This is a genomic window from Cellulomonas carbonis, from assembly GCF_014636275.1.
Taxonomy (GTDB): domain Bacteria; phylum Actinomycetota; class Actinomycetes; order Actinomycetales; family Cellulomonadaceae; genus Actinotalea; species Actinotalea carbonis.
In genome coordinates this window covers 133,731-147,258 of the sequence record NZ_BMEB01000004.1, presented here as the reverse complement: position 1 = coordinate 147,258, position 13,528 = coordinate 133,731, and the positions used below count along the sequence as shown (strand labels likewise).

Annotated in this window: 13 protein-coding genes; 5 read left to right on the top strand and 8 right to left on the bottom strand. The window is 75.6% G+C overall.

Annotated elements, in window-relative coordinates:
- Positions 1 to 9: 9 nt before the first annotated feature.
- Positions 10 to 330: a WhiB family transcriptional regulator gene (locus IEV86_RS13030; protein ID WP_043609229.1), complete on the bottom strand. Its 321-nt coding sequence runs from the start codon at positions 328 to 330 to the stop codon at positions 10 to 12.
- Between the two features lie 197 nt (positions 331 to 527).
- Between IEV86_RS13030 and IEV86_RS13025 the strand changes: the two genes are divergently transcribed.
- A complete protein-coding gene (locus tag IEV86_RS13025) occupies positions 528 to 1,355 on the top strand; it encodes a TIGR03089 family protein (RefSeq protein ID WP_043609226.1) in 828 nt (275 codons plus the stop codon).
- A 30-nt stretch (positions 1,356 to 1,385) separates the two neighbouring features.
- Here IEV86_RS13025 and manA read toward each other — a convergent pair whose 3' ends face one another.
- Complete coding sequence (gene manA, locus IEV86_RS13020) at positions 1,386 to 2,582, bottom strand: mannose-6-phosphate isomerase, class I (RefSeq protein WP_043609223.1); 1,197 nt, start codon at positions 2,580 to 2,582, stop codon at positions 1,386 to 1,388.
- A gap of 106 nt (positions 2,583 to 2,688) precedes the next feature.
- On the opposite strand from manA, the gene rfbA reads away from it, so the two are divergent.
- Entirely contained in the window at positions 2,689 to 3,558 is an 870-nt protein-coding gene (gene rfbA / locus IEV86_RS13015) for a glucose-1-phosphate thymidylyltransferase RfbA (protein WP_043609220.1), read from the top strand.
- Between the two features lie 15 nt (positions 3,559 to 3,573).
- Here rfbA and IEV86_RS13010 read toward each other — a convergent pair whose 3' ends face one another.
- The 3 genes from IEV86_RS13010 to IEV86_RS13000 are packed head-to-tail and all read right to left on the bottom strand — an operon-like array spanning position 3,574 to position 6,331.
- Positions 3,574 to 5,250 (bottom strand): DUF2142 domain-containing protein, encoded by a 1,677-nt coding sequence (locus IEV86_RS13010; protein ID WP_043609218.1) that lies wholly within the window; start codon positions 5,248 to 5,250, stop codon positions 3,574 to 3,576.
- On the bottom strand, positions 5,243 to 5,650 hold the full coding sequence (locus tag IEV86_RS13005) for a DUF2304 domain-containing protein (RefSeq protein ID WP_043609217.1): 408 nt from the start codon (positions 5,648 to 5,650) through the stop codon (positions 5,243 to 5,245). The genes IEV86_RS13010 and IEV86_RS13005 overlap by 8 nt, the downstream gene beginning before the upstream one ends.
- Positions 5,651 to 5,659: 9 nt before the next feature.
- Positions 5,660 to 6,331 carry a glycosyltransferase family 2 protein gene (locus IEV86_RS13000; RefSeq protein ID WP_043609216.1) on the bottom strand — a complete coding sequence of 224 codons (672 nt, stop codon included), beginning with the start codon at positions 6,329 to 6,331 and terminating at the stop codon, positions 5,660 to 5,662.
- Positions 6,332 to 6,415: 84 nt separating this feature from the next.
- Between IEV86_RS13000 and IEV86_RS12995 the strand changes: the two genes are divergently transcribed.
- A complete protein-coding gene (locus IEV86_RS12995) occupies positions 6,416 to 7,567 on the top strand; it encodes a hypothetical protein (protein ID WP_188484697.1) in 1,152 nt (383 codons plus the stop codon).
- Here IEV86_RS12995 and IEV86_RS12990 read toward each other — a convergent pair.
- The 3 genes from IEV86_RS12990 to pseB are packed head-to-tail and all read right to left on the bottom strand — an operon-like array spanning position 7,509 to position 11,090.
- A complete protein-coding gene (locus IEV86_RS12990; RefSeq protein ID WP_043609967.1) occupies positions 7,509 to 8,963 on the bottom strand; it encodes a polysaccharide biosynthesis protein in 1,455 nt (484 codons plus the stop codon). The genes IEV86_RS12995 and IEV86_RS12990 overlap by 59 nt on opposite strands.
- A 4-nt stretch (positions 8,964 to 8,967) precedes the next feature.
- Positions 8,968 to 10,098 carry a UDP-4-amino-4,6-dideoxy-N-acetyl-beta-L-altrosamine transaminase gene (pseC, locus tag IEV86_RS12985; RefSeq protein ID WP_043609965.1) on the bottom strand — a complete coding sequence of 377 codons (1,131 nt, stop codon included), beginning with the start codon at positions 10,096 to 10,098 and terminating at the stop codon, positions 8,968 to 8,970.
- An 8-nt stretch (positions 10,099 to 10,106) separates the two neighbouring features.
- Positions 10,107 to 11,090 carry a UDP-N-acetylglucosamine 4,6-dehydratase (inverting) gene (gene pseB, locus IEV86_RS12980; RefSeq protein WP_043609962.1) on the bottom strand — a complete coding sequence of 328 codons (984 nt, stop codon included), beginning with the start codon at positions 11,088 to 11,090 and terminating at the stop codon, positions 10,107 to 10,109.
- A gap of 80 nt (positions 11,091 to 11,170) precedes the next feature.
- Between pseB and IEV86_RS12975 the strand changes: the two genes are divergently transcribed.
- Both IEV86_RS12975 and IEV86_RS12970 read left to right on the top strand, forming a co-directional pair.
- Entirely contained in the window at positions 11,171 to 11,926 is a 756-nt protein-coding gene (locus tag IEV86_RS12975) for a cytidylyltransferase domain-containing protein (RefSeq protein ID WP_081978936.1), read from the top strand.
- The gene (locus tag IEV86_RS12970; protein ID WP_188484696.1) at positions 11,926 to 13,524 is read left to right on the top strand and encodes a bifunctional UDP-2,4-diacetamido-2,4,6-trideoxy-beta-L-altropyranose hydrolase/GNAT family N-acetyltransferase; all 1,599 of its coding nucleotides are present in this window, start codon (positions 11,926 to 11,928) and stop codon (positions 13,522 to 13,524) included. Before IEV86_RS12975 ends, IEV86_RS12970 begins: the two co-directional genes overlap by 1 nt.
- Positions 13,525 to 13,528: the final 4 nt, after the last annotated feature.

Genomic DNA, 13,528 nt, shown 5'->3' with positions numbered 1-13,528 from the left:
GGGGCGCGCTCAGACGACGCGCTTCTTGAGCTTGCGGCGCTCGCGCTCGGAGAGCCCGCCCCAGATGCCGAAGCGCTCGTCGTTGGCGAGCGCGTACTCGAGGCACTCGGCGCGGACGTCGCAGCCGAGGCAGACCTTCTTCGCCTCGCGCGTCGAGCCGCCCTTCTCCGGGAAGAAGGCCTCAGGGTCGGTCTGCGCGCACAGCGCGCGCTCCTGCCAGCCGAGCGCCGTGTCCTCGTCCGCCGTGCCGAAGAGCGGCAGCACCGTCGCGCCCTCGGTCGGGCGTGGCGGCGCGAGGAACGATGCGTCGTCGTCGAGCAAGTTCCACATGTCAGAGCCTTCCGTGCCGCCTGGTCCCCTCGGGGCGTCCTGCATGCTGTCCCTCACGGTCGTCCACCATCGACGGCTGTCGGGACGGCATGAGTCAAATTACACGCGTGTCATCCGTGAGGGTCAAGCCGGAGCGTGGTATCAGCACCCGTTCGGCGGGCAGAGGTGGACGAAGCGGACACCCTACGCTGTCCCGTGTGACCGCGAGCACCCCCCACCAGCAGCCGCCGGCCCCGTCCGGTGCCCTCCTCCCCCGCGTCCTCAGCACCGTCACCGCCGACCCCGGTCGGCCGCGGCTCACCTGGTACGGCCCGGACGGCGAGCGCATCGAGCTCTCGGGCCACGTGCTCGACAACTGGGTCACGAAGGCGACCAACCTCCTCGTCGAGGAGTTCCACGCGGGGCCCGCGTCCGAGGTCGTGCTCGACCTGCCGCCGCACTGGCGCACCGTCGTCTGGGCGTTCGCCGCGTGGCGCGCCGGCGCGTGCGTGGCGACGGACGACCCGGGCACGGTCGAGGCGGGCACCGTCGTCGTGACCGACCGTCCCGAGCGCTGGGCGGGCACGCCCGCCGACGTCGTCGCCGTCGCGCTCCCCGCGCTCGCGCGGCGCTTCGACGGAGCGCTCCCCCCGGGGGTCACCGACTCCTCCGCGGCGGTGCTCGGCTACGGCGACGTGCTGACGTACGTCCGCGAGCACTCCCCTGCCGCGTGCGCGGTCCGCACCCTCGGCCCCGGGGCGACGACGCGTGCGCACGCCGAGCTCGGCGCGTGGGCGCGCGAGACGGCGGACGCCCGCTGGCCCGGCGAGGAGTGGCTCGACGCGGCCGACGAGTCGGTGGCCTACCGGGCGCTGCTGCAGGCGCGCGACGACGACGCCCTCGCGGTCGTCGCGGCGGCCGTCGTGGTCTTCGGCGCCGACGGCTCGGTCGTGCTCACGTCGCCAGACGTCACCACCGCGCTCGCCGAGGACGCGGCGCGTCGGGAGCACCTGGTCGAGACCGAGCGCGTGGGCCGCCTCGTCTGACGCGGGGGGCGGGCCGACGTCCTCCGCGCGTCAGGGGACGTCGGCCTGCACGACCGTGCCGACACCCGAGGCGACCAGCGACCCGTCGCGCGCGGGCACGAAGGCCGACTCGCCGCGCACGAGGTCCAGCTTGTCGCCCGTCGCCGACTCGAGGGTCACGGCCCCCTCGAGGCACAGGAGCACACGGGGCCCCCGACCGGGCAGCGGGTGCACCGCGCCGTCCGTCAGCCGGGTGAAGGACAGCTCGAAGTCGTCGACCGGGGCGTAGAACGCCTTGGTCGAGCCGTGGAACGCCTCGGGCGCGACACGGATCGGCGGGGCCGCGACGTAGTCGACGTTGTCGAGCAGCTCGGGGATGTCGATGTGCTTGGACGTGAGCCCCGCGCGGAGCACGTTGTCCGAGTTGGCCATGATCTCGACCGCGGTCCCCGAGAGGTAGGCGTGGACGCCACCCGCCGGGACGAACAGGGCCTCGCCGGGCTGCAGCGTGACCGGGTTGAGCAGCAGCGACGTCACCACGCCCGGGTCACCCGGGTAGTGCTCGGCGAGCAGCACCACGGTGCCGTCCGCACGCGGGGACGGCGAGCCCGCGGCGAGGCGCTCGCGGCACGCGTCGACGACCTCCCCGACCTGGGCGGCCGTGGGTGGGTCGTGCGGGTCGAGGAGGCGGCGGAACGCCGCCCGGATCCCCCGGAACGACGGGTCGGCGCGCAGGTCCGCGTGGAGCACGTGCGCCAGCTCGGCGTCGAGCCCGGCGACGAGCTCGGCCGCGCGGCGCGGTGCCCGGAACCCGCACATCGCCTGGAACGGCGTGAGCGCGAAGACCAGCTCGGGCTTGTGGTTGCGGTCCTTGTAGTTGCGGTGCGGGTCGTCGATCGCGACCCCCGAGAGCTCCTCGCGCTCGAACCCCGCACGCGCGGCGTCCGCCGACGGGTGCACCTGGAGCGAGAGCGGCTTGTCCGCGGCGATGATCTTCAGCAGGTACGGCAGGCACGCGCCGAAGCGCGCGACGACGTCCGCACCGAGCACGCCGGCCGGGTCGTCGCCGATGTACTCGTCGAGCGGGACCGGCCCGTCCGGCGTGAGCGCCGTCGACGGGGCCGACGGGTGGGCGCCGAGCCACAGCTCCGCGGCCGGCTTCGTCGTGGGTCGACGACCGAGGAGCTCGGGGATCGTCGTCGGTGACCCCCAGTCGTACTCGCGGACAGGGTTCTCGAGGCGGTGCACAGGCCGTCCTCCCGCTCGGGGTGAGGTCGTCGGCCACTGTAGCAACGGGACGAACCGGACATACCCGTGCCCGCCGTGCGCGAGACGTACGGCACACTTGGGGCCCATGCGCGGAATCATCCTGGCCGGCGGGTCCGGCACACGCCTGCACCCCATCACCCTCGGCGTGAGCAAGCAGCTCGTGCCGGTGTACGACAAGCCGATGATCTACTACCCGCTGTCGACGCTCATGCTCGCCGGCATCCGGGACGTGCTCGTCATCACGACGCCGCACGACGCCGAGCAGTTCCACCGGCTCCTCGGCGACGGCTCGCAGTTCGGCATCTCGATCGAGTACACCGTCCAGGCGGAGCCCAACGGCCTCGCGCAGGCCTTCGTGCTCGGTGCGGACTTCGTCGGGACGGACAGCGCCGCCCTCGTCCTGGGCGACAACATCTTCTACGGACCGGGCCTCGGGTCGCGCCTGGGCCGCTTCCACGACGTCGACGGCGGTGCCGTGTTCGCGTACCGCGTCGCGGACCCGACCGCGTACGGCGTCGTCGAGTTCGACGCCGACGGACGCGCCCTGTCGCTCGAGGAGAAGCCGGCGAAGCCGCGCTCGAGCTACGCGGTGCCGGGTCTGTACTTCTACGACAACGACGTGATCGCGATCGCACGCGACCTCGAGCCGTCCGCCCGCGGCGAGTACGAGATCACCGACGTGAACCGCGCGTACCTCGAGCAGGGCCGCCTCCAGGTCGAGGTCCTCCCCCGCGGCACCGCGTGGCTCGACACGGGGACGTTCGACTCGCTGCTGGAGGCCTCGGACTACGTCCGCACGATCGAGCACCGGCAGGGCATGAAGATCGGCGCGCCCGAGGAGGTCGCCTGGCGGCAGGGCTTCCTCGACGACGACGGCCTGCGCGAGCGTGCCGAGCGCCTCGTGAAGTCCGGCTACGGCACCTACCTGCTCGGGCTCCTCGAGACCGAGCGCTGACCGGCTCGGCGGCGCTCAGCACCTGGGCGCCGCCGACGGCCCAGCGACGGACCCGCTCGGGGCCGCGCCGGCACCCTTCCCCGTGGCAGGCGAGCCGTCCAGCGGGCGGGACGCGCGGTCGAGCGGGCGGGTCGTGCCGTCGTCGTGCGCCCGCACGACCCCGTCCACGTCGGCGAGCCCCTCGTCGGTCGCCTCGGGCGCCGTGCGGCCGAGCGCGAACCACCCCAGGACGGCGCTCCAGGCCACGACCGCGACCACGGCACCGACCAGCACGAGCGGGAGCGGCACGGGCGGGTACCAGGGGTTGGCGACGGGCTCGAACCAGGGGGCCTCGGTCCCCGCGACGTACCTCCGCAGGTTGGCGAGGAGCTGGGCGAGGTGCACGACGCCGAGCGTCGTCACGCCCAGGACGAGCACGCGGCGCGTCACGCGCCGCGGGATCGCGGTCACCCGTGCCTGCACGGCCAGGCCCGCGAGGATCGGCACGCCGACCGCGACCGCGAGCAGGTACCGGCCCTGCCACGGCAGGCCCAGGTAGCGCGCGTTCGGGACCTGCAGCGCCACGGGGACGAGCCACACGGCGACGGCGAGCACGGCGACGACGACGCGCTGACGCCGTCGGGCGACGGCCCACGCCGCGGCCAGGACCGTGCCCAGCACCGCGGTGAACCAGTAGTAGGTCCACGACGGCGGGCGCGTGTCGAGCCAGCCGAACCGGCCCACCATGCCCTCGTAGTAGAACGTCGTCAGGGACAGGGCCCCTTCGAGCGCCCCGCGCCACTCGAGGTCCGGGTGGTTCACGACGTCGCCGCCCGACACGGCGCCGTTGACCGCCGTCCACGCGACGGCTGCGGCGCTGCCGACGGCGCCGAGCACGATCCCGGGCCACGGCCTCCGGTCGGCCAGCACGGCCGCCGTCCGGCGCCACGGGACGGTGACCAGCACCGTGAGGACCACCAGCGCGAGGAAGAGCGGCGAGAGCGCCTTCGCGTTGACGAGCAGCACCACGAGCACCCCGGCGCGCCACCACTGCCGCAGCGCGAGCTCGGGCCGTGGGCGGTGCAGCGCCGCGAGGAGCGTGAGCCACAGGCCGATCGCGGCGGTGGCCTCGACGGAGTTGGGGTTCACCGTGCTCGCCATGAAGACGACCATCGGCGTCGTCGCGACGCCCGCGCCGAGGACGGCCCAGCCGCCCAGCCGCGCCTCGGCGAGCGACCGCAGGCCGGCCGCGACGAGCGCGCTCGACAGCAGCACGCTGACGATGCGCATGAGGTAAGCGGCCTCGAGCGACGGCGGCAGCAGGCTCGGCAGGCCGACGATCGCGTAGTACAGCGGGTTGCCCTCGTCCGCGGTCGTGGTGGCCGGCTGGTCGACCGCCGGGGTCGTGAGGTCGACGAACGAGCAGCTCGCGGGCTGGTCGGCGCGGAACGCGTAGCAGCCGGGCATCTCGAGCGTCGCGGCGTACACACGCGGGACCTCGACCTGCCGCATCCCGACGCGGACCTCCTCGCCGAGCGACCGCTCGCGGACGATCCCGACCGCGCGGACGATGTGGCTCGGCTCGTCGGGCGACGCGGCCATCGGGTTCGAGACCGCCCAGACCCCGCCCAGGGCCGCCATCGCGAGGAAGGCGGCCCAGAAGACGGCGCGGGGGTCCCGCGTCCGGACGGCCGCGCGGACGCGCTCACGCACGGTCGTCCCCCGTCGTCGTCGGCGGCGTGGGGGGCGCCGTGGGCGCGGGCGGCGCAGGGGCGGTCGGCGGGAAGCGGCCGATCGCCTCGTCGATCGCGAGCCGGCGCGCGAGCAGGGTGAGCCGCCGCTCCATCTCGCGGTGCCTGCGGTACATCGTCACGAGGGACAGGAGGAACGCGATGATCAGGCCGTACAGCAGCAGGTCCGTCCCCCGCCCGACGCCGACGACGCCCGCCGCCTCGTTCCACGCGTCGGGGAACACGACCGACAGCGCCGCGAAGAGCGCGAAGCCCGCGAGGGCCATCCGGCGCATCGCGAGGTGCCGCGCTCCGCTCGGGGCTCGCATGCCGAGCACCACCACGAGGGCGATCGCGGCGAGCAGGAGGACCTTGATGAGCACGGCGGCGACCTACCTGTAGAGGAGTTCGGTGAGGATGTTGATCGCGTTGAGGACCGACTGCCCCTTGGAGCGCGAGTAGTCGGTGTACAGGATGTGCACCGGGTGCTCCACGAGGCGCACGCCCGACCTGCCCACCTGCTCCACGATCTCGGAGGCGTGGGCCATCCGGTTCTGCTTGACGTCCAGCCGCGCGGCGGCCTCGCGCGTGAAGGCGCGCAGCCCGTTGTGCGCGTCGGTCAGGCGGACGCCCGTCGTGAGGTTCGTGTAGGCGATCGCGGCGCGCAGGACGAGCCGCTTGAGGGCACCGGGCCGGGTGCGGTCGTCGAGGAAGCGCGAGCCGAAGACGACGTCGGCCTCGCCGGCCCGCAGGCGCGCGACCATCGCCTCGGCGTCCGCGACCTGGTGCTGACCGTCCGCGTCGAACGTCACGACGTACCGGATCCCGGGCAGGCGGAGGGCGACCTCGATCCCTGTCTGCAGCGCGGCGCCCTGGCCGAGGTTGATCGGGTGCTGCACGACGATCGCGCCCGCCGCCTCGGCGCGCGCTGCCGAGTCGTCGCTGCTGCCGTCGTCGACGACGACGACGGTGGGGAAGGTCGCCCGTGCCGCGGCGACGACGTCGTGCACGACGGTCGCCTCGTTGTACAGGGGGACGACCAGGCAGGCGTCAGTGTTGCGCACCGGCTGGGGCTCCAGGGTCCGAGGGAGGGTCGGACCAGCGTACAAGGCCCGTCCCGCGGGGCCGCCGCCGTAGAGTGCCCTCCCGTGGAGTCGCAGAACCACTACTACGGCCACAGCGCCGCCTTCGCGCTCTACCTCGGCCTGCCCGCGCCGCGGCACGTGCGCGGCCTGGTCCAGCACGGGTGGACCGCCGTCTCGCCGCTCGGCACGCACTTCCGGGACTTCCCGCGGATCGGCGCCGCGGACGGGCCCGCCGACCGCCGTCTGCTCGTGTGGAGCCACCGCTCGCGCGCGTGGGACCCCACGTCGGCGGACCGCGCGAGCGTGCCGATCGGCGCGCCGTGGCTCTACCTCTGCTCCGCGCTGGGCACGCTCGACGCGCGGAGCGCGCCGGGTGACGGTTCCCACGAGGGCGCGGCCGGGGGCACCGGCACGGTGGCCGGTCCGCACGGCACCGTGATCCTGCCGGTCCACGGGATCGCGACGCAGCGCCTGGAGGGCGACCACCGGGCGGTCGCGCGCGAGTGGGCGCGGACCGAGGGCCCGTCCACCGTGTGCCTCTACCACGTCGAGGCGCGCGACCCCGCGGTGGTCAGGGCGTACGTCGACGCCGGCCACACGTGCGTGACGCTCGGCGAGCGCACCGACCCGGCGTTCCTCGGTCGCCTGCACACGCTGCTCACGGGCGCCGGGCGCGTCGTCTCCAACCGGCTCTCGACGCCCGTCGTGTACGCCGCGGCCCTCGGGATCGACACCGCCGTGCACGGCGACGGCATGGCGCTCGAGGGCGAGGACCCGCAGGCCCTCGCGCGCGTGCGGACGCTGTGGCCCGAGATGCACGACGACTCGGTGCCGCTCGCCGACCGCCGCGCCGTCGCCGCGGACGAGCTCGGCCTGGCGTCCCTGCGCGAGCCCGACGAGCTGGTCCGCCTGCTCGGCTGGGACCGCGCGCTGCGCGTGGGCCCGTGGTGGCAGCACTGGGTGAGCGCACCCGCGAGCCGCGCGGTCACGACCGTCCGACGTCGGCGCGGCGCCGCGGGCGATCCCGCGCCGACGGCCGCCCCGACGGTCGCGCCGACGGCGGCGCCGGCAGCCGCAGGCCCCGCGGCCGCCGCGCTGTCGGCGACCCGGTTCCTCGTCGCCGCCGCGTCCTACCTGCCGCACCCGATCGGTCGGGTCATCCCGCCGGGTGCGCCGCTCCCCGTCGTCGTCCCCACGGCGGACGTCGCCCGCTGAGCGCTGCGGCCGCGACCACCACGAGCACCACGGCGCCGCCCCAGCGCCACGCAGCCCCCGACCCGTCCGTCGGCAGGAGCACACCCCCCAGGGTCGTGAGCACCCACAGCGCGAGCACGAGCGGCATGCCCGGCGGCCACCACGCGTGGCCCGCGACGCGCCGCTGCAGCGCCGTCGTGCCCGTCGCGAGGAGCAGGTACGCACCGAGGTAGCCCGCACCCGTGGCGGTCACGCCCCACGACGACGCGGCGGCGGCCGCGACCGCGAGGCCCCCGGCGACCGCGAGAGGCGTCGTGACCGCGAGACCGTGCGTGCGTCCCTCGGCGAAGACGAGGTGCCCGCTCGCGAGGTAGACGACGGACGGGACCGCGGCCGCCGCGGCGAGCGCGAGCGCGGGGACCAGGCCGTCGGTCGCGTACCGCGCGGGCGCGGCCACGGCGAGCACCCAGGGCGCGAGCAGGGCGAGGCCGCCCGACAGCGTCACGGTGACCAGGCCCACCGACCTGGTCGTCTCGGTCAGGACGCGTCCCCGCTCGGCGGGAGGCGTCCGGTAGACGAGCGGCGCCCACGCGTTGTTGAGACCGGCGGTCACCACGGTCGCCCCGGCACCGAACGTGAGGGCGACGTTGGCACGGCCGCCCTCGCCCAGGAGCCGGTCGGCGATCACGACGAGCCCCGCGAGCGCGAGGTAGAGGCTCACCTGGTGCGGCACGGTCGGCAGGCCGATCCGCAGGGCGGCGCGCAGACCACCCCGGCGCCCCTGAGCGGGACCCGACGCGACCACGAGCCCGAGCCCGGTCAGCCCCGCCGCGACGTAGCCGGCCGCGAGGCCCACGAGGTACGCCGTCGCGCTGCGCTCGACGGCGAGCACGCCGACCAGCCCGAGCGCCGGGCCCACGAGGCCTGCGAGCGCGGCGAGCCCGACGAACGGCCGGACCCGGTCCTCGCCCCGCAGGTAGGCCTGGGCGAGCACCATCCAGGCCCCGCCCAGCGAGGCCGCGAGCGCGAGCACGAGCTCGGTCGAGGCGGGCCGGCCGAGCACGAGCGGGGACCACCAGCCCGACGTCGCGGTCGCGACCGCACCCAGCACCCCGGCCAGCCCGGCGCCCTGCAGCACGAGCACGCGCGAGCCGGTCGCGCCCGCGGCGTCGAGGAGGTGCTGACGCGTGATCGCGGCACCCATGCCGAGGCCGAGGAGGATGTAGGTCACCTGGACGACGACCGTCGCGACCGCGACGAGGTCGTACTCGGCGACGGGCAGCGCCCGCGTCACGGCGGGGACGACGGCGACCGCGGCGAGCGCGGGTGCCGCCGTCGCCAGCGTGTAGAGCGAGCCGCGCCCGAGGACGGTGCGCGAGGCCGAGGCTGCGGGCGCCTCGACGGGGCCGTCGGTCATCGGGTCAGCGGCCGGTGACCGCGCGCCGGACCTCCTCGACGACCCGGTCGACGTCGGCGTCCGTGAGGTCGGGGAACAGCGGGAGGGAGATCTCCTGCTCGTAGTACGCCTCGGCGTTCGGGCACAGGCCCCTGCGGTACCCGAGGTCCGCGAAGGCGGGGTGCCAGTACGCCGGGATGTAGTTGACCTGCACGCCGATCCCCGCGGCGCGCAGGGACTCGAAGACCTCGCGGCGGCGGCCGTCGAGCACGCGCAAGGGGTACAGGTGCCACGCGGGCTCGGCGTCCGCGCGGTGGGCGGGCGTGCGGACCCCGTCGAGGTCGCGGAGCCCCTCGTCGTAGCGGGCGTGGATCTCGGCCCGGCGCGTGCGGAACGCGTCGAGGCGCCGCAGCTGCGACGTGCCGAGCGCCGCGAGCACGTCCGGGAGGCGGTAGTTCAGCCCGAGCTCGTGGACCTCCTGGTGCCACGGACCCTCGTCGGGCCACCGCTGGGCGTCGGGCTCACGCACCAGGCCGTGGTTCTTGAAGAGCCGGGCGCGCCGCTCGAGCCCGGGGTCGGTCGCCAGGACCGCGCCGCCCTCGGCGGTCGTGAGGTTCTTCGTCGGGAAGAACGACAACGTCGTGAGGTCCGCGAAGGCGCCCACGGGACGGCCCGCCCACCGCGAGCCGATCGAGTGCGCGGCGTCCTCGAGGAACAGCGCGCCGTGCGCGTGCGCGAGCTCGGCGAAGCGCTCGGGCTCCGCCGGCAGCCCCGCGTAGTCGACGGCCGCGACGACGCGCGTGCGCTCGGTCATCGCGGCCCGGGCGGCCTCGACGTCGAGGTTGCCCGTGTCGGGCTCGACGTCGGCGAAGACGACGGTCGCGCCGTGCAGGGCCGCTGCCGCGGCGGTCGCGACGAACGTGAGCGGCGTCGTGACGACCTCGTCACCCGGACCGACACCCGCGGCCGCGTACGCGACGTGCAGCGCGGCCGTCCCGGACGTCACGCTGACGGCCGGCACGTCCCCGCACGCGGCCGACACCGCGGCCTCGAACTCGGCCACGGCGGGACCGGTCGTGAGCCAGTCGCTGCGCAGCGCCGCGACGACCGCGGCGACGTCGTCGTCGTCGATGGACTGGCGGCCGTAGGGCAGCACGACGCTCCTCAGGCGAACCGCGCGACCATGTCGCGCAGCTCGTCGGGCTCGAGCCAGAGGTCGTTGGTGTCGGAGCGGTAGGTCCACCCGTCCTCGACCGGGACGCCGTCGGCCGGCGGCTCGTAGCCCCAGCCGTGGACGTAGGGCATGACGACGTACCGGTCGCCCAGGCGCACCGTCCGGCGCGAGTCGTCCGCGGCGATCATCTCCTCGTGGAGCTTCTCCCCCGGGCGGATGCCGATCTCGTGCATCGGCGACCCGGGCGCGACGGCCTGCGCGAGGTCGGTCACGCGCATGCTGGGGATGCGCGGGACGTACAGCTCGCCGCCGGTCATGAGTGCGAACGAGTCGATGACGAACTTCACGGCCTGCGGGAGCGTGATCCAGAACCGCGTCATGCGCATGTCCGTGATCGGGATCGACGCGCCCTCCTCGGCGAGGCGGCGGAACACCGGGACGACCGACCCGCGCGAGCCCATGACGTTGCCGTACCGGACGACGCAGAAGCGCGTGTCGTACGCCGCGGCGTAGTGGTTGCCCGAGACGAACATCCGGTCGGCGCAGAGCTTCGTGGCGCCGTAGAGGTTGATCGGGCTCGACGCCTTGTCGGTCGACAGCGCGACGACCTTCTTCACGCCCGCGTCGATCGCGGCGTCGATGACGTTCTGCGACCCCTGGACGTTGGTCTGCACGTACTCGAAGGGGTTGTACTCGGCGGTGTCGACCTGCTTGAGCGCGGCGGCGTGGACGACGAGGTCGACCCCGTGCATCGCGCGCTCGAGGCGGCGGCGGTCGCGGATGTCCCCGATGAACCAGCGCAGGCGCGGGTCGTCGCCGAGCAGGCGGCGGACCTCGTACTGCTTGAGCTCGTCCCGGCTGAAGACGACGACGCGCCGCGGGTCGTGGTGGTCGAGGACCTCACGCAGGAAGGCCTTGCCGAAGGACCCGGTGCCTCCCGTGACGAGGATCGACGAACCGCTGAGCAGCGACATGCAGGGACTCCCGGAGGGGACGAGCGGCACGGCCGCGGGGACGTTCGGGGGCGGCGGCCCCGGTAGAGCATCATGGCACGGTGCCTCCCGAGCCCTCGCACGCAGCCCCCCGCGTCGTCGCCGTCGTCCAGGCCCGGACCGGGTCGCACCGCCTGCCCGGCAAGGTCCTCCTCCCGCTCGCGGGCCGCCCGGTCCTCGGCTGGGTCGTGCGCGCGGCCCGCGCCGCGTCGGGCGTCGACGAGGTCGTCGTCGCGACCTCCACCGCCCCGGGCGACGACGCCGTCGCGGACCTCGCGACCTCGCTCGGCGTCGCGGTCGTGCGCGGCAGCGAGGACGACGTCCTGTCGCGCTTCGTGCTCGCGCGCGACACGGCACGGGCGGACGCCGTGGTCCGGCTCACGGCCGACTGCCCGCTGCTCGACCCCGCGCTCATCGGTCTGGTCGCCGCGGCGTGGCGCGCGGCGCCCGACCTCGACTACGTCGCGACGACCCTCGTGCGGACGCTGCCCCGCGGCCTCGACGTCGAGCTCGTGTCCGCCGCGGCGCTCGACCTCGCGGACGCCCGCGCGACGGACCACGACCGCGTCCACGTGACGTCCTGGCTCTACGGCGAGCCGGGGCGCTGCCGGACGCTGGGGCTCGTCGTCACGCCCGACGCACACGACCTGCGCGTCACGCTCGACACGCCCGAGGACGCGCGGCTCCTCGCGGCCGTCGCGGACGAGCTCGGCGACGCGCCGCCCGCCTGGCGCGACCTCGTCGCGCTGCTCAGGTCGCGACCCGACCTGCGGGAGATCGTGGCCGACGTGCGCCAGAAGTCGCTCGAGGAGGGCTGATGCGCGCGCTCCTGCGCTGCGACGCGACCGCCGCGGGTGGCGTCGGGCACCTCGTGCGCTGCCTCGCGCTCGCCGAGGCCGCGACGGCCCGCGGGTGGCGCGTCGCGGTCGTCGGGCGCGTCACGGCACCCCTCGGCCGGCGCCTGCTCGCCGCGAGCGGCGTCCCGCTCCTGCCGTTCGACGGCCCGGGCGACGTCCCCGCCGACGCGCACCTGCCGCCGTCGGACCTGGATCCCGCACGCCTCGCCGCGCTGGTCCGCGCGACGCGTGCGGACGTGCTGCACGTGGACCACTACGCGCCGGTCGTGGGCCTCCGTGCGGCGATCCGCGAGGCGGGCGGCGCGCTCTCCTGCGTCGAGGACGGGCCGTTCGGGCGACGCGAGGCCGACGTCGTCGTCGACCCCACCCCGGGGGCCGAGGCGGCCGGACGGCCCGCGGACGGCTCGGGCACCGTGCTGCTGGGCGTGCGGCACGCGCCGATGCGGTCGGCCGTGGCGCGCGCGCACGACCTCGCGCGACCCCCGGCCGGACGTGACCCGCACGTCCTGGTCGTGCTGGGCGGGACCGACGCCACGGGTGCGGCTGCGGCGGTCGTCGCCGCGATCGCCCGGACCGGGGTCCGGACCGGTGCGGTCACCGTGATCGTCCGGCCCGACCACGCCGAGGACGTGCGTCGTGCGGGGGCGGACCTCCCGCTGCGCCTGGTCGGCCCGCAGGACGACCTCCCCGCGCTCGCCGCCGCGCACGACGTCGTGGTGACCGCGGCCGGGACGACGGTCTGGGAGCTCGCCGCGGTCGGGGTCGCGACCGGTGCGGTCGTGGTGGCCGAGAACCAGCGGATCGGCTACGAGCGTGCGGTGGGCCTCGGGCTGACCGCCGGGCTCGGGACGCCCGACGACCTCGCGGGGCCGACCGCCGGCCGGCTCGCGACGCTGCTGTCCGACCCCGCGACGCGCGGGCGGCTCGCTGCCGCGGGCCCGAGGGTCGTCGACCCGGACGGCGCGTCGCGCGTCGTCGCGGCGTGGGAGGACGTCGTCGCCGACCGCGCACGCCGCCGCGCCGGGGCCGGGACGGACCACGCCGACGACGAGGGCGCGGGTGCTGCCGACGGCCGGGCGGTGCGCGCGCGCGCGGCGACCGCCGACGACGCCGACCTCCTGCGTGGCTGGCGGAACGACCCCGCGACGAGGGCCGCGTCCCGCAGCACGGGCGAGGTGACGGCCGCCGAGCACACCGCGTGGCTCACGCGCGTGCTCGCCGACGACGACCGGCTCCTCCTCGTCCTCGAGAGCGCGCGCGACGAGGTCCCGGTCGGCACGGTGCGCTTCGACCGCACCGCCGAGGCGGGGCTGTGGGAGGTCTCGATCACGGTCGCGCCGGACGCGCGTGGCCAGGGCTGGGCGGCTCCGGTGCTCACCTGCGCCGAGGAGGCGTGGCGGGCCCTCGCGGGGCCCGACCCGCGGCTGCTCGCCGTCGTCCGGCCGGAGAACGCCGCCTCGGGCCGGCTCTTCACGAGCGCGGGCTACGTGCCGTCGCCCGAGCGCGGCGACGACGTCGTCACGGCGTTCGTCAAGCTGCCGGCCACCCCGGCGCGCTGAGTCG

Coding starts and splice junctions, on each gene's coding strand:
- IEV86_RS12970 (WP_188484696.1), top strand. CDS start 11,926: ATGCGCGCGCTCCTGCGCTGCGACGCGACCGCCGCGGGTGGCGTCGGG.
- rfbA (WP_043609220.1), top strand. CDS start 2,689: ATGCGCGGAATCATCCTGGCCGGCGGGTCCGGCACACGCCTGCACCCC.
- IEV86_RS12990 (WP_043609967.1), bottom strand. CDS start 8,963: ATGACCGACGGCCCCGTCGAGGCGCCCGCAGCCTCGGCCTCGCGCACC.
- IEV86_RS13030 (WP_043609229.1), bottom strand. CDS start 330: ATGTGGAACTTGCTCGACGACGACGCATCGTTCCTCGCGCCGCCACGC.
- pseB (WP_043609962.1), bottom strand. CDS start 11,090: ATGTCGCTGCTCAGCGGTTCGTCGATCCTCGTCACGGGAGGCACCGGG.